26 protein-coding genes are annotated in these 25,734 nt (G+C 71.2%); 11 read left to right on the top strand and 15 right to left on the bottom strand.

What is annotated here, in order from left to right; translation table 11 throughout:
* Positions 1-388 precede the first annotated feature (388 nt).
* On the bottom strand, positions 389-1,030 hold the full coding sequence (locus ACFZDI_RS27250) for a DNA-3-methyladenine glycosylase (protein WP_391253920.1): 642 nt from the start codon (positions 1,028-1,030) through the stop codon (positions 389-391).
* A 144-nt stretch (positions 1,031-1,174) separates the two neighbouring features.
* Between ACFZDI_RS27250 and ACFZDI_RS27255 the strand changes: the two genes are divergently transcribed.
* The 3 genes from ACFZDI_RS27255 (at position 1,175) to ACFZDI_RS27265 (ending at position 3,251) form a co-directional block, all read left to right on the top strand.
* On the top strand, positions 1,175-1,957 hold the full coding sequence (locus ACFZDI_RS27255) for a sporulation protein (protein WP_234850249.1): 783 nt from the start codon (positions 1,175-1,177) through the stop codon (positions 1,955-1,957).
* A 40-nt stretch (positions 1,958-1,997) separates the two neighbouring features.
* Complete coding sequence (locus ACFZDI_RS27260; protein WP_234850250.1) at positions 1,998-2,537, top strand: YbhB/YbcL family Raf kinase inhibitor-like protein; 540 nt, start codon at positions 1,998-2,000, stop codon at positions 2,535-2,537.
* A 207-nt stretch (positions 2,538-2,744) separates the two neighbouring features.
* Positions 2,745-3,251, top strand: coding sequence for an HNH endonuclease (locus tag ACFZDI_RS27265; RefSeq protein ID WP_391253923.1), 507 nt, complete (start codon positions 2,745-2,747; stop codon positions 3,249-3,251).
* A 138-nt stretch (positions 3,252-3,389) separates the two neighbouring features.
* Here ACFZDI_RS27265 and ACFZDI_RS27270 read toward each other — a convergent pair whose 3' ends face one another.
* From ACFZDI_RS27270 to ACFZDI_RS27280, 3 genes are all read right to left on the bottom strand, one after another.
* Entirely contained in the window at positions 3,390-4,349 is a 960-nt protein-coding gene (locus ACFZDI_RS27270) for an SPFH domain-containing protein (RefSeq protein WP_234850251.1), read from the bottom strand.
* Positions 4,350-4,482: 133 nt separating this feature from the next.
* Positions 4,483-4,914 (bottom strand): NfeD family protein, encoded by a 432-nt coding sequence (locus tag ACFZDI_RS27275; protein ID WP_234850252.1) that lies wholly within the window; start codon positions 4,912-4,914, stop codon positions 4,483-4,485.
* A gap of 96 nt (positions 4,915-5,010) precedes the next feature.
* A complete protein-coding gene (locus ACFZDI_RS27280; protein WP_234850253.1) occupies positions 5,011-5,808 on the bottom strand; it encodes an ABC transporter ATP-binding protein in 798 nt (265 codons plus the stop codon).
* Positions 5,809-5,969: 161 nt separating this feature from the next.
* Between ACFZDI_RS27280 and ACFZDI_RS27285 the strand changes: the two genes are divergently transcribed.
* The gene (locus tag ACFZDI_RS27285) at positions 5,970-6,755 is read left to right on the top strand and encodes a hypothetical protein (protein WP_391253926.1); all 786 of its coding nucleotides are present in this window, start codon (positions 5,970-5,972) and stop codon (positions 6,753-6,755) included.
* Between the two features lie 122 nt (positions 6,756-6,877).
* On the opposite strand, the gene ACFZDI_RS27290 is transcribed toward ACFZDI_RS27285, so the two are convergent.
* The 3 genes from ACFZDI_RS27290 to ACFZDI_RS27300 form a co-directional block, all read right to left on the bottom strand.
* On the bottom strand, positions 6,878-7,120 hold the full coding sequence (locus ACFZDI_RS27290) for a chaplin (protein ID WP_190897712.1): 243 nt from the start codon (positions 7,118-7,120) through the stop codon (positions 6,878-6,880).
* A 155-nt stretch (positions 7,121-7,275) separates the two neighbouring features.
* The gene (locus ACFZDI_RS27295) at positions 7,276-7,917 is read right to left on the bottom strand and encodes a response regulator transcription factor (protein ID WP_234850255.1); all 642 of its coding nucleotides are present in this window, start codon (positions 7,915-7,917) and stop codon (positions 7,276-7,278) included.
* The gene (locus tag ACFZDI_RS27300; RefSeq protein WP_391253929.1) at positions 7,910-9,055 is read right to left on the bottom strand and encodes a GAF domain-containing protein; all 1,146 of its coding nucleotides are present in this window, start codon (positions 9,053-9,055) and stop codon (positions 7,910-7,912) included. Before ACFZDI_RS27300 ends, ACFZDI_RS27295 begins: the two co-directional genes overlap by 8 nt.
* A gap of 231 nt (positions 9,056-9,286) precedes the next feature.
* On the opposite strand from ACFZDI_RS27300, the gene ACFZDI_RS27305 reads away from it, so the two are divergent.
* From ACFZDI_RS27305 to ACFZDI_RS27315, 3 genes are all read left to right on the top strand, one after another.
* On the top strand, positions 9,287-9,985 hold the full coding sequence (locus ACFZDI_RS27305) for an SDR family oxidoreductase (protein WP_234850257.1): 699 nt from the start codon (positions 9,287-9,289) through the stop codon (positions 9,983-9,985).
* Positions 9,982-11,025, top strand: coding sequence for an S-adenosylmethionine:tRNA ribosyltransferase-isomerase (locus tag ACFZDI_RS27310; protein WP_391253931.1), 1,044 nt, complete (start codon positions 9,982-9,984; stop codon positions 11,023-11,025). The genes ACFZDI_RS27305 and ACFZDI_RS27310 overlap by 4 nt, the downstream gene beginning before the upstream one ends.
* Positions 11,026-11,368: 343 nt before the next feature.
* Positions 11,369-12,100 (top strand): transglycosylase SLT domain-containing protein, encoded by a 732-nt coding sequence (locus ACFZDI_RS27315; RefSeq protein WP_234850259.1) that lies wholly within the window; start codon positions 11,369-11,371, stop codon positions 12,098-12,100.
* Positions 12,101-12,193: 93 nt separating this feature from the next.
* Here the strand turns inward: ACFZDI_RS27315 and ACFZDI_RS27320 are convergent, their stop codons facing one another.
* Positions 12,194-14,731 (bottom strand): FHA domain-containing protein, encoded by a 2,538-nt coding sequence (locus tag ACFZDI_RS27320; protein ID WP_361115741.1) that lies wholly within the window; start codon positions 14,729-14,731, stop codon positions 12,194-12,196.
* 242 nt (positions 14,732-14,973) lie between these two features.
* On the opposite strand from ACFZDI_RS27320, the gene ACFZDI_RS27325 reads away from it, so the two are divergent.
* Together ACFZDI_RS27325 and serB are read left to right on the top strand one after the other, a co-directional pair.
* Positions 14,974-17,064, top strand: a complete 2,091-nt coding sequence (locus tag ACFZDI_RS27325) for a streptophobe family protein (protein ID WP_391253933.1) — start codon at positions 14,974-14,976, stop codon at positions 17,062-17,064.
* Positions 17,065-17,215: 151 nt separating this feature from the next.
* Positions 17,216-18,442: a phosphoserine phosphatase SerB gene (serB, locus tag ACFZDI_RS27330; RefSeq protein ID WP_234848254.1), complete on the top strand. Its 1,227-nt coding sequence runs from the start codon at positions 17,216-17,218 to the stop codon at positions 18,440-18,442.
* A gap of 68 nt (positions 18,443-18,510) precedes the next feature.
* On the opposite strand, the gene ACFZDI_RS27335 is transcribed toward serB, so the two are convergent.
* The 4 genes from ACFZDI_RS27335 to ACFZDI_RS27350 form a co-directional block, all read right to left on the bottom strand.
* Complete coding sequence (locus tag ACFZDI_RS27335; RefSeq protein WP_234848253.1) at positions 18,511-19,029, bottom strand: histidine phosphatase family protein; 519 nt, start codon at positions 19,027-19,029, stop codon at positions 18,511-18,513.
* A 65-nt stretch (positions 19,030-19,094) separates the two neighbouring features.
* A complete protein-coding gene (locus tag ACFZDI_RS27340) occupies positions 19,095-19,301 on the bottom strand; it encodes a hypothetical protein (RefSeq protein ID WP_234848252.1) in 207 nt (68 codons plus the stop codon).
* Positions 19,302-19,466: 165 nt separating this feature from the next.
* Positions 19,467-19,583, bottom strand: a complete 117-nt coding sequence (locus tag ACFZDI_RS27345) for an SGM_5486 family transporter-associated protein (RefSeq protein ID WP_268839344.1) — start codon at positions 19,581-19,583, stop codon at positions 19,467-19,469.
* Positions 19,584-19,661: 78 nt separating this feature from the next.
* On the bottom strand, positions 19,662-21,026 hold the full coding sequence (locus tag ACFZDI_RS27350; RefSeq protein ID WP_391253936.1) for a CynX/NimT family MFS transporter: 1,365 nt from the start codon (positions 21,024-21,026) through the stop codon (positions 19,662-19,664).
* An 82-nt stretch (positions 21,027-21,108) separates the two neighbouring features.
* Between ACFZDI_RS27350 and ACFZDI_RS27355 the strand changes: the two genes are divergently transcribed.
* Positions 21,109-21,801 (top strand): FCD domain-containing protein, encoded by a 693-nt coding sequence (locus ACFZDI_RS27355; RefSeq protein ID WP_391253938.1) that lies wholly within the window; start codon positions 21,109-21,111, stop codon positions 21,799-21,801.
* 73 nt (positions 21,802-21,874) lie between these two features.
* Here the strand turns inward: ACFZDI_RS27355 and ACFZDI_RS27360 are convergent, their stop codons facing one another.
* The 3 genes from ACFZDI_RS27360 to fabG form a co-directional block, all read right to left on the bottom strand.
* A complete protein-coding gene (locus tag ACFZDI_RS27360; RefSeq protein WP_391253940.1) occupies positions 21,875-22,228 on the bottom strand; it encodes a hypothetical protein in 354 nt (117 codons plus the stop codon).
* A gap of 161 nt (positions 22,229-22,389) precedes the next feature.
* Positions 22,390-23,157: an enoyl-ACP reductase FabI gene (gene fabI / locus ACFZDI_RS27365; protein WP_391253942.1), complete on the bottom strand. Its 768-nt coding sequence runs from the start codon at positions 23,155-23,157 to the stop codon at positions 22,390-22,392.
* A 5-nt stretch (positions 23,158-23,162) separates the two neighbouring features.
* Entirely contained in the window at positions 23,163-23,882 is a 720-nt protein-coding gene (fabG, locus tag ACFZDI_RS27370) for a 3-oxoacyl-[acyl-carrier-protein] reductase (protein WP_234848247.1), read from the bottom strand.
* Between the two features lie 271 nt (positions 23,883-24,153).
* Between fabG and ACFZDI_RS27375 the strand changes: the two genes are divergently transcribed.
* Positions 24,154-25,677 carry a TldD/PmbA family protein gene (locus tag ACFZDI_RS27375; protein WP_234848246.1) on the top strand — a complete coding sequence of 508 codons (1,524 nt, stop codon included), beginning with the start codon at positions 24,154-24,156 and terminating at the stop codon, positions 25,675-25,677.
* Positions 25,678-25,734: the final 57 nt, after the last annotated feature.

Genomic DNA, 25,734 nt, shown 5'->3' on the forward strand with positions numbered 1-25,734 from the left:
CTGGCGTTGACTTTTGGCACGCTGTTGAGTTCTCAAGGAACGGTCGCTTCCTTTGTACTCACCCTCTCGGGCTTTCCTCCGGGCGCTTCCCTTCGATCTTGCGTTTCCGACTCTATCAGATCCGTTTCGATCCGATTCCCAGTCGGTGGGATTTGCCGTTCGGCCCCGGGCTTTCGCTCGTCGGCCTTTCGACATTCACTACGTTAGCGGATTCCCCGTCCAACTCATAATCGAGTCTGTCGGCAATCGAATTCGGGCATGCGGGCACGCCGAATTCGCCCCTGCTGAGGGGAGTCGCTAGGTAGTTGGTTTGGCCGCTTCCGGCTGCTGGCGATCGCCATACCCGGTTCAGCGGCTCGGGCTACATTACGCACCTCGGCGGAGCGCGTCAACTTCGGCGGCGCCTCGGGACGTGGGCCCGGTACGGGCTCACCGTCGGGTCGTTGGCGACCCAGAAGCGCCAAGGGTGCACGGCACCGTCGCCGCCGACTCCCGTCCTGGGCCCGCTGAGTACCTGGTCGGAGGGCACGGGCGTGCCGGTCAGCATGCGGAGCGGGGTGTCTCCCGGGGTGCACGCGTCCGTGCCGTCAAGCGAACGGTCCACGTTCAGTGCGGTGGCCAGCCGGGCCGGGCCTTTGGCCAGTTCCTTGTCGTTGCGGGCCGAGAGTCGACGGGTGCGGGCCAGCTCGGCCCCCTCGATGATCTCGCCGGCGCGCAGCAGGAGCGCGCTCGCCTTCCCCTCGGGTCCACAGACCAGGTTCATACAGAACCACATGCCATAGGTGAAGTAGACGTACACGTGTCCGGGCGGGCCGAACATCACGCTATTGCGGGCCGTGCGGCCGCGGTAGGCGTGGGAGCCGGGGTCGTTCTCCCCGTCGTAGGCCTCTACCTCGGTGAGGCGGAGGGCGATCGGACCGTCCGGGGTGCTGCGTACCAGGATGCGGCCGAGGAGATCGGGGGCGACATCGAGGACGGGTCGGTCGAAGAACTCCCTGGACAGGGGCGTACGGTCAGGGGTCGCGATCATGCCGTCCGAGGGTACTGGAGATGAGTGGTGCCGCGGGGTGGCCGTTGGGCCCCGCCCTTGCCAGGGTGAGGCTTGGAACCGGCCACGGCCGGATCGCGTTTGTATGGATCAAGGATCCACCCGTTGTGGGCGAGAGGGAGAGACATGGCGTTCAAGAAGCTGCTCGCGAGCCTGGGGGCCGGCGGGGCTTCGGTCGAGACGGTGCTGCACGAGGTCAACGTCGTCCCGGGCGGTGTCGTCCAGGGTGAGGTGCGGATCCAGGGCGGCTCCGTCAACCAGCAGATCGAGGGACTCTCGGTCGGGCTGCAGGCCAAGGTCGAGGTGGAGAGCGGCGACCAGGAGTACAAGCAGGACATCGAGTTCACGAAGTCACGGCTGGGCGGTGCGTTCGAGCTGCAGGCGGGCGCGGTGCACGCGGTGCAGTTCGGTCTCGAGATCCCGTGGGAGACGCCGATCACGATGATCGACGGTCAGGCGCTGCGCGGCATGAACATCGGGGTGTCGACCGAGCTGGAGATCGCGCGTGCGGTGGACTCCGGTGACCTGGACCCGGTCAACGTGCACCCGCTGCCGGCGCAGAAGGCGATCCTGGACGCGTTCATCCAGCTGGGCTTCCGGTTCAAGAACGCGGACATGGAGCGCGGTGTGATCCGGGGTACGCGGCAGCGGCTGCCGTTCTACCAGGAGATCGAGTTCTACCCTCCGCAGCAGTACCGGGGGCTGAACCAGGTCGAGCTGAGCTTCGTGGCCGACCAGAACGCCATGGACGTGGTGCTGGAGATGGACAAGAAGCCGGGGCTGTTCAGCGAGGGCAGCGACACCTTCCGCTCTTTCCAGGTGGGTCTGAACGACTACCAGGGGACGGACTGGACCGCGTACCTGAACCAGTGGCTGTCCGAGGTCGGCAGCAAGCGCAACTGGTTCTAGGCTCGGGGGCGACTGCACGAAACGATCAGGAGGTACCGAGGTGACCGAGCTCAAGCGGCGGCCGCTCCCCCACGACTTCCATCCGCCCGTCGCGTCGTTCACGGTGACGAGCGAGGACATCGAGGAAGGCGCGACGCTCAAGGACGCTCAGGTCCACGCGGCCGGCAACACTTCGCCGCATCTGCGGTGGGAGGGTTTCCCGCCCGAGACCAAGAGCTTCGCCGTGACCTGCTACGACCCCGACGCCCCGACGGGCAGCGGTTTCTGGCACTGGGTGCTGTTCGACATCCCGGCGTCGGTGACCGAGCTGCCGGTGGGTGCCGGCAGTGGCAAGTTCGACGGTCTGCCGGAGGGTGCGATCCACGCGCGCAACGACTACGGCGACAAGGAGTTCGGCGGGGCCGCTCCGCCGCCCGGGGACGGGCCGCACCGCTACGTGTTCACGGTGTACGCCGTGGATGAGGAGAAGCTCGGTCCGGACGCCGACGCGTCGCCCGCGGCGGTCGGCTTCAATCTGCGGTTCCACACGATCGGGCGGGCCCAGCTGATCGGCGAGTACGAGGTGCCCGCCGAAGGCTGAGCACAGTCGCCGCTATCCCGGCGTTCACGGAACGTTTGCCCGCTCCTGGTCTTGGAATTGATCAGGAGCGGGCATTTTTGTTGCCGGGGGTCGCGGGGGTCACCCCTCGTGGGACCAGCAGATATTGCGTTGTCCATCTCGGCGTGCCCGGCCAGAGTTGATCCCAGCCCGCCAGGGGGTGGGCCGGTGCACGGGAGGTGGGCTGGTATGCGGGACACGCTGGTACTGAACGCGAGCTTCGAGCCGCTGTCGACGGTGACGTTGAACCGAGCCGTCGTTCTGGTGCTTCAGGACAAGGCCGTCGTCGAGCAGGCCCACCCCGAACTGCGGATGCGGGGAGCCGCGGTCGACATACCGGTGCCCCGGGTGATCAGGCTCTGCCAGTACGTACGGGTGCCGTTCCGAAGACGAGCTCCGTGGTCGAGGCGGGGTGTGCTGGTGAGGGACCGGCACCGGTGCGCGTACTGCGGGAGGCGGGCGACGACCGTGGACCACGTGGTGCCGCGGTCGCAGGGTGGTCAGGACACGTGGCTGAACACGGTGGCCTCGTGTGCGCAGGACAATCACCGGAAGGCGAACCGGACGCCTGTCGAGGCGGGTATGCCGCTGCTTCGGGAGCCGTTCGAGCCGACACCGGCCGATGCGATGCTGTTGGCTCTGGCTCAGGATGACCTTGCGGCGCTGCCGGATTGGCTGGCGCTGGACGCGGCGTGACCGGCCGCGGGGCCTTGGTGCTTCGTCGGCCGGGGGTTGAGTGAGGTTGTTCGCGCAGTTCCCCGCGCCCCTGACAAGAAGCAGTTCCCCGCGCCCCTGACAAGCAGGGGCGCGGGGAACGTTGCGTTGGGGGTGCTGTCAGTCGATGTGCGGCTTCTCGCGGCGCTCCTGGGCGGGGACGCTTGCTCCGGTCGCGCCGCCGTTGCCGCCTGAACCCCCGCCGATGCCGCCGAAGTTGCCCATGGCGCCGGAGAGGCCCTTGAGGGCGTCGCCGATTTCGCTGGGGACGATCCAGAGCTTGTTGGCGTCGCCCTCGGCGATCTTGGGGAGCATCTGGAGGTACTGGTAGGAGAGGAGCTTCTGGTCCGGGTCGCCGGCGTGGATGGCCTCGAAGACCGTGCGGACGGCCTGGGCCTCGCCCTCGGCGCGCAGGGCCGCGGCCTTGGCCTCACCCTCGGCGCGCAGGATCTGGGACTGCTTCTCACCTTCGGCGCGCAGGATCTCGGACTGGCGGACACCTTCGGCCTGGAGGATCGCGGCGCGCTTGTCCCGGTCGGCGCGCATCTGCTTCTCCATCGAGTCCTGGATGGAGGTGGGCGGTTCGATCGCCTTCAGCTCGACGCGGTTGACGCGGATGCCCCACTTGCCGGTGGCCTCGTCGAGGACGCCGCGCAGGGCCGCGTTGATCTCCTCGCGGGAGGTCAGGGTCCGCTCCAGGTCCATCCCACCGATGATGTTGCGGAGAGTGGTGACGGTGAGCTGCTCGATCGCCTGGATGTAGCTGGCGACTTCGTACGTCGCGGCCCGGGCGTCGGTGACCTGGTAGTAGATGACGGTGTCGATGTTGACGACCAGGTTGTCCTGGGTGATCACCGGCTGCGGCGGGAACGGGACGACCTGTTCACGCAGATCGATGCGGTTGCGGATGGTGTCGATGAACGGGACGACGATGTTGAGGCCCGCGTTGAGTGTCCGCGTGTAGCGCCCGAAGCGCTCGACGATGGCCGCACTGGCCTGTGGGATGACTTGGATCGTCTTGATCAGGGCGATGAAGACCAACACCACCAGAATGATCAGGACGATGATGACCGGTTCCATCGTCGTTCCCCGTGTCCCTTCTCCGCTGCGGCGTCTTCGGCAGATCTTATGGTTGTCGAAGATCTTGCTGGTCGAGTCTGACAGACCGTCGCGTTGCTGGCGAGGAGTTCCGCTCCGGTTACGTCCTGCGAGGTCACATGACGATCGCGGTGGCTCCTTCGATGTCCACGACATCCACTTCCTGGCCCACTTCGAAAGCGTGGCCGGTGTCGAGGGCGCGGGCCGACCAGACCTCGCCGGCGAGTTTGATCCGGCCGCCGGTGCCGTCGACGCGTTCCAGGACGACGGCTTGTCTGCCCTTCAACGCGTCGACGCCGGTGGCGAGTTGGGGGCGCTGGGCGCGGTGCCGGTTCGCGATGGGCCGGACGACGGCGATACCCGCGGTCGAGATGACGGCGAAGACCACGACCTGGGCGACGGCTCCGCCGCCGAAGACGCCGGTGACGACCGCAGCGGCGACGGCGCCCACCGCCAGCATGCCCAGTTCGGGCATGGCGGTCACCACGAGCGCGATGCCTAGCGCTGTCGCGCCGATCAGCCACCACAGCCATGCGTCGATGTCCACGCGGTCATGGTAGGTCCGCGGGCCCCGTCGACGACAGGGCGCCCGTGATGTGAAATCCCCTTCTTGCTCGGGGATTTGTGGGGCGGACGCCCCGCTTCAGGAGAGCGGGAGGCCCTGCGCGGTCCAGCGCTCGCCCGCCTGTTCGACGACGAGCGGCAGGCCGAAGCAGAGGGAGAGGTTGCGGGAGGTGAGTTCGAGCTCCAGCGGGCCGGCGGCGAGAACCTTGCCCTGGCGGATCATGAGGACGTGGGTGAAGCCCGGGGGGATCTCCTCGACGTGGTGGGTGACCATGAGCATCGAGGGGGCGATCGGGTCCAGGGCGAGGCGGCCGAGACGGCGGACGAGGTCCTCGCGGCCGCCGAGGTCGAGGCCGGCGGCGGGCTCGTCGAGGAGGAGCAGCTCGGGGTCGGTCATGAGGGCGCGGGCGATCAGGGTGCGCTTGCGCTCGCCCTCGGAGAGCGTGCCGAACCTGCGGTCCAGGTAGTCGCTCATGCCGAGGCGGTCGAGGAAGGCCCGGGCACGCTGCTCGTCGATCTCCTCGTAGTCCTCGTGCCAGGTGGCGGTCATGCCGTACGCGGCGGTCAGGACCGTCTCCAGGACGGTCTGGCGCTTGGGGAGCTTCTCGGCCATGGCGATGCCGGCCACGCCGATGCGGGGGCGCAGCTCGAAGACGTCGGAGCCGGGCTTGCCGAGGGTCTCGCCGAGGATGGTGGCGGTGCCCGAGCTGGGGAAGAGGTAGGTGGAAGCGAGGTTGAGGAGGGTGGTCTTGCCGGCGCCGTTCGGGCCCAGGATGACCCAGCGCTCACCCTCCTTGACCGACCAGGAGACCTGGTCCACCAGAGCCCGGCCCTCACGGACCACGGATACGTCCTGAAGCTCCAGAACATCGCTCATGAGCGCGTTGTCTCCCCTTGCAGTGTGGCCGGTCTCGGCTGTCGCGTAAGCCTGTGGCTCGGTCCGCCGCGCCGGTGGGCGCAGCCCTCCATGAAATCTACGCCACCGGCCGGCCGGGGCATTCCCTCGGTCCGGTCCTTGGAGGGTCCTAGGGTGGAGGCATGCTTTCGGAACCACGTGCTGGACGTCTCGCAGCTTGGGGAAATGCCCTTTTGGCCGGGCTTGTCTCGCCGGATGACGCCGTGCTGGCCATCGTCGGCACGGACGCGGTGCACCGGGTGGAGGGGCTGCCGGACGAGTCGGGGCAGGTCGGTCTGACGCTCGCGCTCGGGCGGCTGCGGACGCTCGGGGTGAGCGGGCTGCGGGTGGCGCTGCCCGCACCGGGGCATCCGCTGGGGCTGAGCGGGCCGCCGGAGTTCAACGCGCGGGCGCTGGAGGCCGAGGAGGCGGTGGTCTGTCACGGGGCGGCCTACGGGCTGGTGCCGGACGTGTACGAGGCCGGGCCCGAGCATGTGCGGGACGAGGTGGTGTGGCATGTGCTGCCCGTGCGGGAGGCGCCGCCCGCGGATGTGCCGTCGCTGGGTGAGGCGGAGCGGGAGCTGGCGGAGGCCCTGCGGGAGGCGACCGAGGCGTTGACGCGGCTGGACGTGGCCGGCTCGGGGCCGGTGGCGGAGGCGGCGGTCGACGCGTACCGGGCGCGGGCCGAGCGGGGGCGGGAGGTTCTGGCGCCGGGGTATCCGCCGCGGGCGGTCCGGGTGCTGGAGCTGGCGCAGCGGGTGGGGACGCTCATCGCCGTGGCGACGGAGAGTGGGCACGGGGGTGCGGTGAGTTCGTCCGAGATCTCTGCGCGGCGGGAGGCGTTGCGGCCGGTGGAGCGGACGGCTCGGCGGGCGCAGGTCGCGGCGTACAACTCCGTTGTGGAGGAGCGGGAGCGGGGGGTGCGGTGACGGTTCCTTGTGTGGTGCTCGGCGCGGGTGCTGGGTCCTGGGCCGGACCGTGACGCCGAGCGGCCTCCCGGGTGGGGCCGGGAGGCCGGGGGTGCCTCCGGCCCGGAGACGGAGGTGGCGTGTCAGTGGTTGACGGCGAGGTTGCCGAACGCCGGGTTCAGGACGCCCACGACGTTCACGCTGTTGCCGGACACGTTGACCGGGACGTGCACCGGGGCCTGGACGACGTTGCCCGAGCCGACGCCCGGGGAGCCCACGGCCTGGCCGTCGGCGTGCGCGCTGGTGGCGGAGGCCATGCCCGCCCCGGCGGCCAGCAGGCCACCCGTCACCATCGTCACGGCCGCTGCCTTCTTCAGGTTCTTCACTTCTGAGCCCTCCTTGCGATTGCCGCGGCAGGCGCCGCAGCACGCACTGAGAACGGTGGAGATCCACGGAGGTTGCGCCATATGGGGGACGTTCCCACGACAGTATGAATCTCGGTTCGGAACGCAACCTTCCGTGTGGCCGCGGGGCGGGCGGGTCAGCCGGTCACGCCATGGCGAACGGCCCACAGCGCGGCCTGTGTCCGGTCGGAGAGGTCCAGCTTCATCAGGATGTTGGAGACGTGGGTCTTGACCGTCTTCTCGGAGAGGACGAGGGCGCGGGCGATCTCCCGGTTGGAGCGGCCGTCCGCTATGAGTCCGAGGACCTCGCGCTCCCGCTCGGTGAGTGAACCGGCCCTCGTGGTGCCCGCGCTGGTCTCCTCCTGCGCCAACAGGGCGCCGGCGACCTCCGGCTGGAGGAGGATGTGCCCGGCGTGGACCGAGCGGATGGCTCCGGCGAGGGCGTCGGGGTCGACGTCCTTGTACACGTAGCCCGCGGCGCCGGCGCGCAGGGCCGGGACCACCGTGCGCTGTTCGGTGAAGCTGGTGACGACCAGCACGCGGGCGGGGTTGCCCAGCTCGCGGAGCCTGCGCAGGGCGTCGACGCCGTCCATGCCCGGCATCTTGACGTCCATGAGGATGACGTCGGGCTTCAACTCCTCGGCGTGGTCGACTCCTTCGGCACCGTCCGCCGCCTCGCCGACGACCTCGATGTCGTCCTGCACTTCCAGGAAGGTGCGCAGGCCCCGGCGGACGACCTGGTGGTCGTCGACGAGCAGCACCCTGATTGCGTCAGCCACCGGGGACCTCCATCTCGATCACGGTGCCCTTCCCGGGCGCCGATTCCACCGTCAGCGTGCCGCCGGCGCCGGCGGCCCGGTCCCGCATCGACACCAGGCCGAGGTGGCGCCCCGCGCGGCGGACCGCGCTCGGGTCGAAGCCGCCGCCGTCGTCCGTGATCCGCAGGACGGCGCCGTTGCCGCGGCGGTCCAGGGTCACGTCGACGTGGTCCGCGCCGGAGTGGCGCAGGGCGTTGTGCAGGGCTTCCTGGGCCACGCGCAGGAGGGCTTCCTCCTGGGAGGCGGGCAGGGCCTTCACTCCGTGGCCGGAGAAGGTGACACGGGCGCTGTGGGCGCGGTCGAGCACCTGGATCTGGGTGCGGAGGGTCGCGACGAGGCCGTCCTCGTCGAGGGCGGCGGGGCGCAACTCGACGACGGCGGCGCGCAGTTCGTCGGCGGCCTCGGCGGCCAGGGCGGCCACCTGCTGGAGTTCGCCCTTGGCGCGGGAGGGGTCGCGGTCCACCAGGCGGGCCGCGGCCTGGGCGGTCAGGCGCAGGGAGAACAGCTTCTGGCTGACCGCGTCGTGCAGTTCGTGGGCGAGGCGGGAGCGCTCCTCCGCGATGGTGAGCTCGCGGCTGCGTTCGTAGAGGCGGGCGTTGGTGAGGGCGATGGCGGCGTGCTGGGCGAGGATGCCGAGCAGTTCCTCGTCGTCCTCGGTGAAGCCGCAGCCGCCCTGGGGGCGCTCGCAGTTCTTGTTGGCCAGGAAGAGGGCTCCGATGACCTCGTCGCCGTCGCGGATCGGCAGGCCGAGGAAGTCGACGAGGTCGGGGTGGGCCTTGGGCCAGCCCTCGAAGCGGGGGTCCTTGCGGACGTCCGCCAGGCGCTCGGCCCTGGCCTCGTGGAGCATGGCGGCGAGGATGCCGTGCTGCCGCGGGAGGGGGCCGATGGCCTTCCACTCCTCCTCGCTGACGCCGTCCACCACGAACTGGGCGAAGCCGCCGTGGTCGTCCGGGACGCCGAGGGCCGCGTACTGCGCGTCGAGCAGCTCGCGGGCCGAGGCGACGATCGTCTTGAGGACGTCGCGCACCTCGAGGTGCCTGCTCATGGCCAGCAGCGCGGAACTCACCGCGGCGAGGCCGGACCGGGGGCCGTGACTCATGACCTCACGGTACCGGCGGGCGGTGACCGTGCGGATCGGACCGGTGGCTGCGGGGCCCCCGGTCGGTGGGACTAGGTCGCGGGGCCGAGAGCCGGTTGATGCCGAGGTCTCAGGGCGCCGGGCCCGGGGCCTACGGCGAAGGGACCCGGTGGAGTGCGGCCCGCGTCCGAGGCGGCCCGGGCGGCCCCGTTCCTAGGTTGAGGGCACGCGATCACGACGAGGGAGCTGATCATGCCGGTTGCGATCATCACCGGGGCCTCGAAGGGCCTGGGCCGTGCCCTGGCCGAGGCCCTGGCCGGGCGGGGCTGGGATCTGGTGCTCGACGCCAGGGGTGCCGAGACGCTGGCGGACACGGCCGAAGCCCTTTCCGCGCACGGCACGCGGGTGACCGCCCTGCCGGGGGACGTCACCGACCCCGGTCACCGGGCGGAGCTGGTGGCGGCGGCCTGGCGGCTGGGCGGGGTCGACCTGCTGGTGCACAACGCGAGCGCGCTGGGCGCGGAGCCGCTGGTCAGGCTGGAGGAGCTGCCCCTGGAGGGGCTGCGCCGGGCGCTGGAGGTGAACCTGGTGGCGGGGCTGGGCCTGGTCCAGGAGGCGCTGCCGTTGCTGCGGGCCGCGCGGGCCGGCGCCGTCATCGCGGTCAGCTCGGACGCGGCGGCCGGGGCGTACGAGACCTGGGGCGGCTACGGGGCGTCCAAGGCGGCCCTGGACCAGCTGGTGGCCGTGCTCGCCGTGGAGGAGCCGGGGCTGCGGGTGTGGGCGGTGGATCCCGGGGACATGGCCACGGAGCTGTACGCGGCGGCCGTGCCGGACGACCCGGAGCCGCGGCCGGAGCCGGCGGCCGTGGTGCCGGGGTTCCTGCGGCTGCTGGAGGAGCGTCCGGCGAGCGGGCGGTACGGGGCTCCGGCGCTGCTGGACGGAGCGCGATGACTCTGGCGGTGCGGGTACCGGAGGAACTGTCGGCGCGGGTGCCGGTCGAGCAGCGGGGCCCGGGGCTGGAGCGGGACGCCGTACGGCTGCTGGTGTCGCGGGGTGAGGAGGTGGCGCATCACACGTTCACGGAGCTGCCGCGGCTGCTGCGGGCCGGGGATCTGCTGGTGGTCAACACCTCGGCCACGCTGGCGGCGGCCGTGGACGGACGGTCGGGGCACGCGCGCGTGGTGGTGCACTTCTCCACCCGTGGGGACGACGGCCGCTGGGCGGTGGAGCTGCGGGAGCCCGACGGGCGGGGCACCACGCGCGCGCGTGCGGGCGGGCCCGCGGGCACGGAGGTGCGCCTGCCGGGAGGTGTGGGGCTGGTTCTGGAGGAGCCGCTGAGCGGGCGGGGCGACCGGCTGTGGTGGGCGCGGGTGTCCGGGCCGGGGGTGCCGGGGCTGCTGCGGGAGCACGGGCGGCCCATTCGCTACGCCTATACGGAGCGGGACCAGCCGCTGTCCGTCTACCAGACGGTGTTCGCGCTGCCGTCGGCGGACGGGACGGGCAGTGCGGAGATGCCGAGCGCGGCGCGGCCCTTCACGGCGCGGCTGGTGGCGGAGCTGGTGAGCAGGGGGGTGCAGTTCGCGCCGGTGACGCTGCACACGGGGGTGGCCTCGGCGGAGGCGCACGAGCCGCCCTACCCGGAGCGTTTCGCGGTGCCGGAGGCGTCCGCGCGGCTGATCAATGCGGCGCGGGCCGGTGGGGGCCGGGTCGTGGCGGTGGGGACGACCGCGGTGCGGGCGGTGGAGTCGGCGGTGGGCACCGACGGGGCCGTACGCGCGCGTGCGGGGTGGACGGACCTCGGCGTGACGCCGGAACGCGGGGTGCGGGTGGTGGACGGGCTGCTGACCGGGCTGCACGAGCCGGAGGCCTCGCATCTGCTGATGCTGGAGGCGGTCGCGGGGCGGACTGCGGTCGAGCGGGGGTACGAGGCCGCACTGCAAGGGCGCTATCTGTGGCACGAGTTCGGGGACGTGCATCTCGTGCTGCCGTGAAAAGGCCTCACACAGAGCATCGCTCGTGCAACGGGACGTGAGAATGATCTAGGGGCGATGTGAGCCCTCGCATAGGACCCACGTCACGTACGAAAGGACGTAGGAGACAAAGTCGCCCCTTTTGAGCGGCGCATACGGTCCAATCTGCCCCGATTTACCCCTCCCTGATCCACTATCTCCTTTCGTACGTCACACCTTTGCCTCGCCATTTTGCGGCCGCTAAGAATTGCTGACGTCGCTCAGCGCCGTGGGTTCACCTCCGCGGCGTTTGTGTCGGAAACACACCGAGTCCAACGCCGGACGCCGAGCGACTCCCGCGCTATTCGAAGAGGTCCCACGCAGCATGCCCAAGAACATCTTCAGCCGTGTTCAGAGTCGTAGCCTGACCCGTCACCACAAGATCGCCATGGCCGGTGTCGCCACCCTCGGTGCCGCCGCCATCGGGTTCTCCGCGGTGCCGAGCGGCGCCTCGACGAAGACCACGACCGAGGCCGCTCAGCCGGCTGCGGTGGCGTACAGCACCCAGCAGATCAAGGACGTCAAGGCGAGCGTCACGGACCAGATGGCCGGCGCCAGCCTGAAGGCCGAGCAGATCGCGGCCAAGAAGAAGGCCGACGCCGCGGCCGCCGCCAAGAAGAAGGCCGCCGCCGAGGCGGCGAAGAAGAAGGCCGAGGCCGAGCGTCAGGCCAAGGAGGCCGCGAGCCGCGCCGCCAAGCGTGCCGCGGCCAAGAAGAAGGCCGCGGTCAAGAGCTACCCGAACAACCTCGACGGCTGGATCCGCGAGTCGCTCGACATCCTGAAGAAGCACGACATCCCCGCGTCCTACGACGGCATCCACCGCAACATCATGCGGGAGTCCTCGGGTAACCCGAAGGCGATCAACAACTGGGACATCAACGCCATCAACGGCATCCCGTCGAAGGGTCTGCTGCAGGTCATCCCGCCGACCTTCAAGACCTGGCACGTCCCCGGCACCTCCTGGGACATCTACGACCCGGTCGCCAACATCACCGCCGCCTGCAACTACGCGGCCGACAAGTACGGCTCGATGGACAACGTCAACAGCGCGTACTGAGGCCTGCGCGGACCTCTCTGCTTCGCTGAACGGAACGCCGAAGGGCGGCACCCACCTGACGGGGTGCCGCCCTTCGGGCTCGCGGAGCGGGCACTACTTGCGCATGACCTCCGGCTCGTGGCGGCGCAGGAAGCGGGCCACGAAGAATCCGCAGATCACGCCGAGAACCAGGAGCGCGCCCATGTCCATGGCCCAGGCCCCGGCCGTGTGCTCCCACAACGGGTCGGTGTCGCCGGCCGTCTCGGGCGGGCTGATCTTGTTGAAGTCCAGCGTGGCACCGGAGGCGGCGACCGCCCAGCGCGACGGCATCAGGAACGAGAACTGGTTGACGCCGATCGAGCCGTGCAGCGTGAACAGACAGCCGGTGAACACCACCTGGATGATGGCGAACATCACCAGCAGCGGCATGGTCTTCTCGGCGGTCTTCACCAGCGAGGAGATGATCAGGCCGAACATCATCGAGGTGAAGCCCAGCGCCATGATCGGCACGGACAGCTCCAGCAGTGTGGCGCTGCCGAAGACCAGGCCCTCCTCGGGAATCTCCCGGCTGGAGAAACCGATGACGCCGACGAGCAGGCCCTGGAGCACGGTGATCATGCCGAGCACGAACACCTTCGACATCAGGTACGCGGAGCGCGAGAGGCCGGTGGCGCGCTCCCGCTCGTAGATGACGCGTTCCTTGATCAGTTCTCGGACGGAGTTCGCCGCGCCCGCGAAGCAGGCGCCGACCGCGAGGATCAGCAGGACCGTGGTCGCCGTGCCGTTCGGGATGATCCGGCCGGTCTGCGGATTCGCCGGGTTCGGCAGCAGGCCCTTGTCCGCGTCGATGAGCAGGCTGACCGCGCCGAGCACGGCCGGCAGGATCACCATCAGCGCCAGGAAGCCCTTGTCGGAGGCGATCACCGACACATAGCGCCGGACCAGCGTGACGAACTGGGACATCCAGCCCTGCGGCTTCGGCGGCTTCATCGCCTGCATGGGCGGAACCTGTACGGACTGCGGCGCGACGGCGTCGATGTCCGCGGCGTACATCTGGTAGTGCTGTGAGCCCTTCCAGCGGCCCGCCCAGTCGTAGTCGCGGTAGTTCTCGAAGGCGGAGAAGACATCGGCCCAGGTGTCGTAGCCGAAGAAGTTCAGCGCCTCCTCGGGCGGGCCGAAGTAGGCGACCGAGCCGCCCGGCGCCATCACCAGCAGCTTGTCGCAGATGGCCAGCTCGGCCACCGAGTGCGTGACGACGAGGACCGTACGGCCGTCGTCGGCCAGGCCGCGCAGCAGCTGCATGACGTCGCGGTCCATGCCCGGGTCGAGGCCGGAGGTCGGCTCGTCCAGGAAGATCAGCGACGGCTTGGTGAGCAGCTCCAGGGCGACCGAGACGCGCTTGCGCTGGCCGCCGGACAGGGACGTGACCTTCTTGTCCTTGTGGATGTCGAGCTTGAGCTCGCGCAGCACCTCGTCGATGCGGGCCTCGCGCTCGGCCGCCGTGGTGTCGGCGGGGAAGCGCAGCTTGGCCGCGTACTTGAGGGCCTTCTTGACCGTCAGCTCCTTGTGCAGGATGTCGTCCTGCGGGACCAGACCGATGCGCTGGCGGAGCTCGGCGAACTGCTTGTAGAGGTTCCGGTTGTCGTAGAGCACCTCGCCCTGGTTGGCGGGGCGGTAGCCGGTGAGCGCCTTGAGCAGGGTCGACTTGCCGGAGCCGGACGGGCCGATGACCGCGATCAGCGACTTTTCCGGGACACCGAAGGAGACGTCCTTGAGGATCTGCTTGCCGCCGTCGACCGTGACGGTCAGATGGCGGGCGGAGAAGGAGACCTCACCGGTGTCGACGAACTCCTCGAGCCGGTCGCCCACGATGCGGAACGTCGAGTGGCCGACGCCGACGACGTCCGCCGGGCCGAGCAGCTGCGAGCCGCCCTTGGCGATCGGCTGGCCGTTGACGTAGGTGCCGTTGTGGGAGCCGAGGTCACGGATCTCCATGCGCCCGTCGGGCGTCGCGTGGAACTCGGCGTGGTGCCGGGAGACCTGCAGGTCGGAGACGACCAGTTCGTTCTCCAGGGCACGGCCGATGCGTATGACGCGGCCGAGCGAGAACTGGTGGAACGTGGTCGGGCTGCGGTCCCCGTGGACCGGCGACGCCCCCGCGACACCGCCGGAACCCTGCTGCTGCGGAATGTGCGCCGCGGCCTGCTGCGGCTGCTGCCAGCCGGCCTGCGGGGCCTGCTGCTGCGGCTGTTGATGCGGCGGCTGCTGGGCCGGGGCCTGCTGACCCCAGCCGGGGTTCGCGCCCTGCGCGGCGTACGGCTGCTGCTGCGGCTGGGCCTGCGGCGTGGCCACGGAGGCCGCGGCGCCGGACAGGTTCAGGCGCGGACCGTCGGTCGCGTTGCCCAGGTTGACGGCCGAGCCCGGGCCCAGCTCCAGCTGGTGGATGCGCTGCCCCTGCACGAACGTGCCGTTGGTGCTGCCGTGGTCCTCGATGACCCAACTGCGGCCGTTGAAGCTGACCGTGGCGTGACGCCAGGAGACCCTGGCGTCGTCGAAGACGACGTCCCCCTGCGGATCACGTCCGAGGGTGTATGCCCTGGACGGATCGAGCGTCCAGGTACGTCCGTTTGATTCCAGTACGAGTTCCGGCACTCCATGCCCCACTGAGTTGTCCCCCGAGTTACCCCCGACATGGGGAGTCTAGGGATGTCGAACATCGGGGGGAACTATTTCAGGAGCGGCCCCCTGACCGAAAGTCGGGCCTTGTGACAACCGCCGTCGGACGCATCGGCCGATTCCGTTGACGGGGTTGAAAACGGCCCGGAGAGTGGTATTTCGTCGCGAGGGGGACATGCGTGGGTGTTCCCGCCGCGTAGCGGATCGGGGGGTCTGCCATGGGCGCTGCTGGAGAGGCCGGGACGGCGAAGGGGCACGCGCGCGTGCCCTGGGGGGACGTGCTGATGTCCGCCGTGGCCGCCGTGAGCTGGGCGTTGATCGGGATGGCGGGGACGGCGGCGCTGGGGCTGCGGCTGCTGGAGGCGGACGCGGCGGGCTCGTCGGGGCCGATGACCGCTGCGGTGGTGGCGCTCGGGGCGGGTGGTTCGGTCTCGCCGTCCGGTGATGTGTCCGTGTTCGGCCTGTCGGGCGCTGAGGCGGACACGGCCATCGAGATCACGCCACTGGGCGTCAGCCTGGTCGGAGCGGTGCTGCTGTCGTGGTTCTTCCTGCGGTCCCTGCGCGGAGCGGGAGTTGTGATCGCACCGGCCGAACTGCTCGCGCGGGCCGGGTCGGTGGTGGCGCTGTTCGTGGCGATGCTGGGCGGACTGGCGTGGGCGGGGCACGACGTCATCACGATCGACGGGGGATCGCTCGGGCTGGACGACGTGACCGGCGGGAGCGGGGGTGCCGAGATCCCGGGGCTGGGGGACGTCGGGGGGCTGCTGCCGGACCGGCTGGGCGACCTGGTCGACGCGCAGGCCGCGGTCGGCTTCACGGTCGACACCGTCCCGACCCTGCTCGGCGGGTTCGGCTGGTCGGCCGGGATCCTCCTCATCGCCCTGCTGGCCTCACGTCGTACGCCGCTGCCGCGGGGCTGGGAGGCCGTGCACCGGGTCGTGCGGCCGGCCGTGTCCGCGGTGGTGACGGTGCTGCTGGTGGCGGTGGCGGCGGGGTGCGCGGCGGCGGTGTACGCGGCGGTCGGCGACGACCATCCCCGGCGCATCGCCGGTGCTGCGTTGCTCGGGGCGCCGAACGGGGTGTGGCTGGGGGTGCCGCTCGGTCTGTTCGTGCCGTGGGACGGACGCGCGACGGGCGAACTGACCCGGTTTCTGCCCGACCCGCTGGACGACCTGCTCGGTGCCGGCTCGGACGGCTCGGTGACGCTGGGCCGGCTGGCCGAGCTGGACTCTCGAGTGTGGCTGCTGGGGGTGGCCGCGGCGTCGATGATGCTGCTCGCGGGCGTGCTGGCGGGGGTGCGGACGCCGGTCGGGGCGGGAGAACGCGCCCTCGGTTTCGCGGGGCGGTGTGCGCTGTGGCTGGGTGTCGCCACCGCGTCGGCTCTGCCGCTGCTGGCCTGGCTGACGGACGTCTCCGCGAGCGCGTCCCTGTCCGTCCTCGGCTTCGACGCGTTCGGAGCGGGCATCGAACTGCACGGCCGCCTCGCCATGGCCGTGCTGCTGGGGGCGGCCTGGGGCGCGGCGGCCGGGGCTACGGGGGCACTCCTCGCGTGGGGCTGCGGGACAGCGGGGCGCCGGGCCACGCCATGGGCCCGGGCGGCCGGACCGGCCGGCGTCGGTGACGCCGAGGGCCGGTCGGGCGCGGGGTGGGCGGATCACGAGGCCGGGGGCGTCGCCCGACGGGCGGACCTCCCGGGCAGGGGCCGGCCCGAGTACGGGACCGGGACCGGGACGTGGTCCGACGCGCGGGCAGGGGCAGGACAGCCGGAGACCAGGCGCTGGGCCGATCCCGGAACAGGACAACCGGAGACCGGGCGCTGGGCCGGGTCCGGGGCAGGACAGTCGGAGACCGGGCGCAGGCCCCAGGAGAGCGCGCACCAGGCCGGAGCCGGGCAGGCCGAGGCCGGGGGCAGGCCCCAGGAGAGCGCGCACGAGGGCGCAGCCGGGCAGGCCGGGGCCGGGCCCTACGCGCCCCGGACGCCGTATCGGCCGCCCAACCCGGGTACCAACCCGTACCTCCGGGTTCCGGACGAGCTGCGGGAGCCGGAGGACGCGCGGCCTCCCGGGGCGGAACGGGCCACCGATGCCGCGCCCGGGCCGCCGGAGTCCGGCACGCGGTCGGACGACGAGCCCCCCGCCCCGGGGGACGTCCACGGCGCCCCCACCGTCGTACGGCCGGTCGGGCCGCCGCCACGCGGCCCCCGGCAGGCGCCCGGGCCGCGGAACGGGAACGGGCCCCCGGCGCGGCCGGACGACGGGCCGCCGCCACCGCCTCCCCCGCCGCCGCGGAAACCGCCGGGCGGCAGGTGACCGGCGAGTGCGCGGGGCGCCGTACCGGCACGGTGGCCCGCAGATACCGGTACGCAAGGTTCACGTCATCGGCGCGACATGCGGTGTTCGCTGTCCGCCAGACGGACCGCAGGGGCGACAGGCACCGCGCGCCGGATACGGTGGAACCACCATGAGCGCTTCGCAGACCTCGTCTTCCGACGTCCCTGCCGACGTCCCCACCCTCCTTGTGAAGATCTTCGGCAAGGACCGGCCGGGCATCACCGCCGGCCTCTTCGACACTCTCGCGGCCTACTCCGTCGACGTCGTCGACATCGAGCAGGTCGTCACCCGTGGCCGGATGGTGCTGTGCGCGCTCGTGACCGAGCCGCCCCCGGGGCTCGAGGGTGATCTGCGGTCGACCGTCCACAGCTGGGCCGAGTCGATGAAGATGCAGGCGGAGATCATCTCCGGTCTCGGCGACAACCGGCCGCGCGGCCTGGGCCGCTCCCTGGTCACCGTGCTCGGACACCCGCTCACCGCCGAGGCGACGGCCGCGATCGCCTCGCGGATCACGAAGACCGGCGGCAACATCGACCGTATCTTCCGGCTCGCCAAGTACCCGGTGACCGCCGTCGAGTTCGCCGTCTCCGGCGTGGAGACCGAACCGCTGCGCACCGCCCTGGTGACCGACGCCGCGCGGCTCGGCATCGACGTGGCGGTCGTCGCCGCGGGCCTGTACCGGCGCGCGCAGCGCCTCGTCGTCATGGACGTCGACTCGACGCTCATCCAGGACGAGGTCATCGAGCTGTTCGCCGCGCACGCCGGCTGTGAGGACGAGGTCGCCGAGGTGACGGCGGCCGCGATGCGCGGCGAGCTGGACTTCGAGCAGTCCCTGCACGCGCGCGTGGCACTGCTGGAGGGACTGGACGCCTCGGTCGTGGACAAGGTGCGCAGCGAGGTCCGGCTGACGCCGGGCGCCCGCACCCTGATCCGTACGCTGAAGCGGCTCGGGTACCAAGTCGGCGTCGTGTCGGGCGGATTCACTCAGGTCACGGACGATCTGAAGGAGCGCCTCGGGCTGGACTTCGCCCACGCCAACACCTTGGAGATCGTCGACGGCCGGCTGACGGGCAAGGTCACCGGCGAGATCGTCGACCGTGCGGGCAAGGCCCGGCTGCTGCGCCGGTTCGCGGCGGAGGCCGGTGTGCCGCTGTCGCAGACGGTGGCGATCGGTGACGGCGCCAACGACCTGGACATGCTGAACGCCGCGGGGCTCGGGGTGGCCTTCAACGCCAAGCCGGTGGTGCGCGAGGCGGCGCACGCCGCGGTGAACTTCCCCTTCCTGGACACGGTCCTGTACCTGCTCGGTATCACGCGTGAAGAGGTCGAGGCGGCGGACATCCTCGACATCGGCTGAGCCGATGGGAGGGGCCCGGCGCCGCACCGGCGCCGGGCCCCTTCGTCGGGCGTGTCACGCGGAGATCGTCACTCGGCGGGTGCCCAGTAGTCCTGCAGCGAGGCCACGGCCGGCTCCAGGCTCTTCCACGGGCCGCCGAACGACAGCACGGCGAAGGCGGCGGCCGGGAACCCGCGGCGGGTCATCCGCTCCCGCGCGGTCTCCTCGCCCGAGCCCGCCAGGACGTCGGCGAGGCCCTGGATGCCCGGGTTGTGCCCGATCACCAGGAGGTTCCGCACGTCGTCGGGGGTCTCGTTGAGCAGGGCGATCAGCTCGCCCGGTGAGGCCTCGTAGATCCGCTCCTCGTAGACGGTTTTCGGCCGCTGCGGGAACTCCTGGACGGCGAGCTTCCAGGTCTCCCGGGTCCGGACCGCGGTGGAGCACAGGGCAAGGTCGAAGGCGATACCGGTGTCGGTCAGCCTGCGCCCGGCCTCCGCCGCGTCCATTCGGCCCCGGTCGGCGAGCGGACGCTCGTGATCGTTCACCTGTGGCCAGTCGGCTTTCGCATGGCGGAAGAGGACAATCCTGCGGGATTCTGCGACGCTCATGAGATCCAGCTTCGCATGAAACACGCCACCTGGCGCAGGGAGTTGACCCCCGGCTTCGGCCGTGGTCAGCGGGCCGTGAGCTGCTGGATGCGCTCGAAGAGGTGGCTGATCACCGGCTCGCCGGTGGCCGCGTGCGCGTCGGACGGGTTGAGGATCAGGGTGAGCAGGGCGGCGAAGGCGAGCACGGGCAGGGCGAGAGCCCACCAGGGCAGCCGGCCGGCGGCACCCGCCCGGGTCGCCGGATGGGGCCGGATGTGCGTAGGGGCCGACATGGGTGCCTCCGCTCTTCGAGTGGCCGGTGACCGTCTGGCGGCCACACACTCGAAGCTACGGGCTCCACCACTGCCAACCCATCCGGTGATCCACCCACTTGACCCTGACCCTCACCCCCTAGGGGACGCGGGGGCTAGCCCCACCATGGGACGGGCGTGCGCGGGTCAGGGCGAGGCGATGGTCGCGATGACGGCGATGACGACGAAGATCGCGAAGAAGGCGCCGAAGACGAGCAGCATCTTCTTCTGACCGTGCTGGGGATTCGGGTCGAGCACTGGCATGGGGCCAGTCTCCCACCCCCCGTCCGCGCCGGAGGGCCCGGGGTGACTCCTCTCCCACGGGCTCCCCCGGCGCCCGGCTCAGCGGGACGCCTCGTCCTCCACCGTGCGGTCGCGGCCGGCCAGGACGCCGACGACCATCTGCGGGATCATCAGGGCGCTCATCAGCGCGATCGGCAGGCCCCAGCCGCCGCTGTGCTGGTAGAGGACGCCCACCAGGAGCGGTCCGGGGATGGAGATCAGGTAGCCGGTGCTCTGTGCGAACGCCGACAGCCGGACCACGCCCGGGCCGGTCCGGGCGCGCATGCCGACCATGGTCAGCGCGAGCGGGAAGGCGCAGTTGGCGACGCCGAGCAGCAGGGCCCAGACCCAGGCGCCGGCCGAGGGCGCGAGGTAAAGCCCCGCGTAGCCGACGAGGCCGCACAGGCCCAGGGCGACCACGATGGGGCCCTGCTGCGGCAGCCGGGTGGCCAGGCGGGGGATGACGAAGGCGAGAGGTACGCCCATCACCATGGTGACCGCCAGCAGCAGTCCCGCGGTGCCGGCGGGTACACCGGCGTCCCGGAAGATCTGCGCCATCCAGCCCATGGTGATGTAGGCAGCGGTGGCCTGGAGCCCGAAGAACACGGCCAGGGCCCAGGCGGTACGGCTCCGGGCCATGCGCAGCCGGGGCGTCTGCCCGCGCGCGTACTCGGCGGAGGCCGGGGCCCGGTTGCGTGCCGTCTCCTCGGCGGCCCGCTCCCCCTCGCCGGGCTGCGTGCCGCGTCCGCGGGCGAAGGGCAGCCACGGCAGGACCGCCGCCAGGGCGAGCCCCGCCCACAGGGCCAGGCCCGTCTGCCAGCTGCCGCCGAGGGTGTCGGTCAGGGGGACCGTCACGGCGGCCGCGAGGGCCGTGCCGAGGGCCAGGGCCATCGAGTACAGGCCGGTCATGGAACCCACGCGGTCGGGGAACCAGCGCTTGACGATGACCGGCATCAGGACGTTGCTGACCGCGATGCCCATGAGGGCCAGGGCGCTCCCGGCCAGGAATCCGGCCGTGCGGCCCGCGTACGGGCGTATCAGCAGGCCCGTGGCGATCGCGGCCATGCCGGCGCACACCACGGCGCCGGGCCCGAAGCGGCGGGCGAGCCGCGGGGCCATGACGCCGAAGACGGCGAAGCACAGCGGCGGCACGGAGGTGAGCAGCCCGGCGACGCTGCCGCTCATGCCGAGCCCGTCGCGGACCTCCTCCAGGAGGGCGCCGAGGCTGGTGATGGCGGGGCGGAGGTTCAGCGCGGACAGCACGATGCCGAGGACGAGCAGGCGCGTCGTCCACGCGCGCGGGGACGCGCCGTCCGGTTTCCGGGCGTCGTGGGGATGTCCGGCGCCCTCCCGTTTCCCGGCGTCGTGCGCGGCGGCGCTGCGTACGGTCGGGGGCGTCGTCGTCCGGGTTTCCTCGCTAGGCATGAGGCCCATCATAGAATCATGGGATGATTGACTGTCCACTCCCCGGTTGCCCCCGGGCGCCCCGGCCGTGCGAAGGTGTGCCATGCCCCTGAGCCATCCCCGTCGCTCGGCTCTGTCCGAGCAGGTCATCGCCGCGCTGCGGGCCCAGATCACCTCGGGTGAGTGGCCCGTCGGCTCCCGGATCCCGACCGAGCCGGAACTGGTCGAGCAGCTCGGCGTCGCCCGCAACACGGTCCGTGAGGCCGTCCGCGCCCTCTCGCACAACGGCCTGCTGGACATCCGCCAGGGTTCCGGCACGTACGTCGTGGCGACGAGCGAGCTGGCGGGTGTCATGCAGCGCCGGTTCGCCGGGGCGGACCCCCGGCACATCGCCGAGCTGCGCTCCACCCTGGAGTCGGCCGCCGCCCGGCTGGCCGCCGAGCGGCGTACGGAGCGGGACCTCAAGCAGCTCGACGCGCTGCTGCTGCGGCGCGAGGAGGCCTGGGGGTCGGGCGACAAGGAGGCGTTCGTGACCGCGGACGCGACCTTCCACCTGGCCGTCGTGTCGGCCTCCCACAACGACGTGATGACGGCGATGTACGCGGACCTCGGCGAGGTGCTGCGGGACTGGCTGCGCGAGGACGTCGGCGAGGAGCTGACGCCGGAGACGCACATGGACCACGGACGGCTGCTGGAGGCCATCCGCGCGGGCGATGCGGACACGGCCGCGGCGGAGGCGGCACGCTACCCGTTCCTGTGCCGTCCGGACGGCGTCGCCTCCCCCACCACCGACTGACACCGGACGGCGCCACCGCCCGGACGGCGCCGGCTGCCCGGCCGCCGGACCGAAGCCGTCCGCCGGCCCCGCCTCAGTTCGCCCGGCGGTGGCTGATCCACACGTCGGCGACCTCTTTCCAGCACCGGCCGGACAGCCGCACCGTCTGCGCGGGCGCGGCCTCGACCGGTGCGCTGTCGGTGTCGATGTCCCACCAGCGGGCGCACTCGACGTGCAGGCTCACACGGTCGGTCTCCGGGTAGGGGTTGTGGCAGTACGCGGTCACCCGGGAGTCGGTCACGCGGATCCGGCAGGCCGCGCCGAAGGGGTCCGCGGTCTCGCGCTGGTCGGCGGGCACGCGCGCGTGGGGCACCGCCTCGTACGCCAGGGTCAGGACGAGCGCGACGGCGGCGAGGGACACTGAGGCCGTTCGGCGGGACAAGCGCACAAGGGGACCTCCTCGGCCGTGCTGGGGAGGGGCTCGCGTGGTGAGCGCGTACTCCAGAGTGCCCGGTCACCGGCCTCCCCCGCCCGGGCTGCTGAGCCGAACGAGTGACGCCCCGCTCCCCGCGCGCTGCGGGGAACGGGGCGTCCGGGAGATGCGGGAGATCAGGCTCCGATCGCGTGCAGACCGCCGTCCACGTGGATGATCTCGCCCGTGGTCTTCGGGAACCAGTCGCTGAGCAGGGCGACGACGCCGCGCCCGGCCGGCTCGGGGTCCTTCAGGTCCCACTCCAGCGGGGAGCGGTCGTCCCACACGGAGGCCAGCTCGCTGAAGCCCGGGATGGACTTGGCGGCCATGGAGCCGAGCGGGCCGGCCGAGACCAGGTTGCAGCGGATGTTCTGCTTGCCCAGGTCGCGGGCCATGTAACGGCTGGTGGCCTCCAGGGCGGCCTTGGCCGGGCCCATCCAGTCGTACTGCGGCCAGGCGAACTGCGCGTCGAACGTCAGACCGACGACGGAGCCGCCGTTCTGCATCAGCGGCAGGCAGGCCATGGTGAGCGACTTCAGGGAGTACGCCGAGACGTGCATGGCCGTGGCGACCGACTCGAACGGCGTGTTCAGGAAGTTGCCGCCGAGGGCGTCCTGCGGGGCGAAGCCGATGGAGTGCACGACACCGTCGAGCCCGCCGAGCTCCTCGCCGACGATGTCGGCCAGACGGCCGAGGTGCTCGTCGTTGGTGACGTCGAGCTCGATGACCTTGGTCGGCTTCGGCAGCTTCTTGGCGATGCGCTCGGTCAGCGTGGGCCGCGGGAACGCCGTGAGGATGACCTCGGCGCCCTGCTCCTGGGCCAGCTTGGCGGCGTGGAAGGCGATGGAGGCCTCCGTCAGCACGCCGGTGATCAGGACGCGCTTGCCCTCGAGAATTCCGCTCATGGTGATCAGTGACCCATTCCCAGTCCGCCGTCAACGGGGATGACGGCTCCAGTGATGTACGAGGCGTCGTCCGAGGCGAGGAACCGCACCGTCGCGGCGATCTCCTCGGGCTGGGCGTACCGGCCGAGCGGCACCTGCTTCACGATGCCCTCTCGCTGCTCGTCGGTGAGCACCTTGGTCATGTCGGTGTCCACGAAGCCGGGCGCGACGACATTGAAGGTGATGTTGCGCGAGCCCAGCTCACGGGCGAGGGAGCGCGCGAAGCCGACGAGGCCGGCCTTGGAGGCGGCGTAGTTGGCCTGGCCGGCGGAGCCGAGCAGCCCGACGACCGAGGAGATCAGTACGACGCGGCCCTTCTTGGCGCGCAGCATGCCGCGGTTGGCGCGCTTGACGACGCGGAAGGTGCCGGTGAGGTTGGTGTCCAGGACGGACGTGAAGTCGTCCTCGGACATCCGCATCAGGAGCTGGTCCTTGGTGACGCCGGCGTTGGCGACGAGGACCTCGACGGGGCCGTGGGCCTCCTCGATCTCCTTGTAGGCCTGCTCCACCTGCTCGGCGTCGGTGATGTCGCACCGGACGGCGAGGCAGCCCAGCTCCGTCAGGGCGGCCGGCGGCTCACCCGAGCGGTATGTGATGGCGACCTTGTCGCCGGCGTCGGCGAAAGCGCGGGCGATGGCGAGGCCGATGCCCCGGTTGCCTCCGGTGACGAGAACCGAGCGGCTCAACGGATCACCCTTTCGGTAGCGGTCGGATACCCCGCCCGGGCGCCTGGACGACAGGCGGTGATGACAGGCGGCTTCCTCGAAAACCTATCGGTCCGGGCAGGCCCGCGGACAATCGGGCACCGACAGTGGCGTACGGGACTCACTGTCGGGTCCCTACAGAAAGCCGCGGGCCGGGCTCGGGAAACTCGTGGCCCGCGGGCGCGCGGGACGACATGATCGGAGCTGTCACGACGTACGGCAACCACGGTCACCTCGACAGAAAGAGACGGCGGTGCCTCATACCATCGACGAGGCCTTCACGGCCCTCCCCCTACGCGCCCTCGCCGACGCGGCCCTCGCACGCGCGCGTGCGCTGGGGGCCGACCACGCGGACTTCCGCTTCGAGCGGGTGCGGGGCGCCTCCTGGCGGTTCCGGGACGCCAGACCCGCCGGGTCGTCGGACACCACCGACCTGGGGTACGCGGTGCGGGTGGTGCACGGCGGCACCTGGGGCTTCGCCTCCGGCGTGGACCTGACCATGGACGCCGCCGCCCGGGTCGCCGGGCAGGCGGTGGCGATGGCGAAGCTGTCCGCGCAGGTGATCAGGGCGGCCGGGTCGGACGAGCGGGTGGAGCTGGCCGCCGAGCCGGTGCACGCGGAGAAGACGTGGATCTCGTCGTACGAGATCGATCCGTTCACCGTGCCCGACGAGGAGAAGGCCGGGCTGATCGCCGAGTGGAGCGCGCGGCTGCTGGCGGCCGACGGGGTCGACCACGTGGACTCCTCGCTCCTCACGGTCCATGAGAACAAGTTCTATGCCGACACGGCCGGGACCGTGACCACCCAGCAGCGGGTGCGGCTGCACCCGGTGTTCAACGCGGTGTCGGTGGACGAGTCGAGCGGCGAGTTCGACTCCATGCGCACCCTCGCGCCGCCGGTGGGACGCGGCTGGGAGTACCTGACGGGCACCGGCTGGGACTGGGAGAGCGAGCTCGAGCAGATCCCGGAGCTGCTCGCGGAGAAGATGCGCGCGCCGAGCGTGCAGCCGGGCCTGTACGACCTGGTCGTCGACCCGTCCAACCTGTGGCTGACCATCCACGAGTCCATCGGGCACGCCACCGAGCTGGACCGGGCGCTCGGCTACGAGGCCGCCTACGCGGGCACCTCGTTCGCCACGTTCGACCAGCTGGGCAAGCTGCGGTACGGCTCGGAGCTGATGAACGTCACCGGCGACCGCACCGCCGAGCACGGCCTGGCCACCGTCGGCTACGACGACGAGGGCGTCGAGGGCCAGTCCTGGGACCTGGTGAAGGACGGCACGCTCGTCGGCTACCAGCTGGACCGGCGGATCGCGAAGCTGACCGGCTTCGAGCGGTCCAACGGCTGTGCCTACGCCGACTCCCCCGGCCACGTGCCGGTGCAGCGCATGGCCAACGTGTCGCTGCGGCCGGACCCGGCGGGGATGTCGACCGAGGACCTGATCGGCGGCGTGGAGCGCGGCATCTACGTCGTCGGCGACCGCTCCTGGTCGATCGACATGCAGCGCTACAACTTCCAGTTCACGGGGCAGCGCTTCTACCGCATCGAGAACGGACGGCTGGCCGGACAGCTGCGGGACGTGGCCTACCAGGCGACGACGACCGACTTCTGGGGCTCCATGGCCGCCGTGGGAGGGCCGCAGACCTACGTCCTGGGTGGCGCCTTCAACTGCGGCAAGGCTCAGCCGGGCCAGGTCGCGGCCGTCTCCCACGGCTGCCCGTCGGCCCTGTTCAAGGGCGTCAACATTCTGAACACGACCCAGGAGGCCGGTCGATGAACATCAGCTGCAGCATCGGCTGGGGGTCCGGGGGTTACCCCCCGGGAAGGCACATTC

The sequence above is a fragment of the Streptomyces sp. NPDC007907 genome, from assembly GCF_042959365.1.
In the GTDB taxonomy this organism is placed as follows: domain Bacteria; phylum Actinomycetota; class Actinomycetes; order Streptomycetales; family Streptomycetaceae; genus Streptomyces; species Streptomyces indiaensis.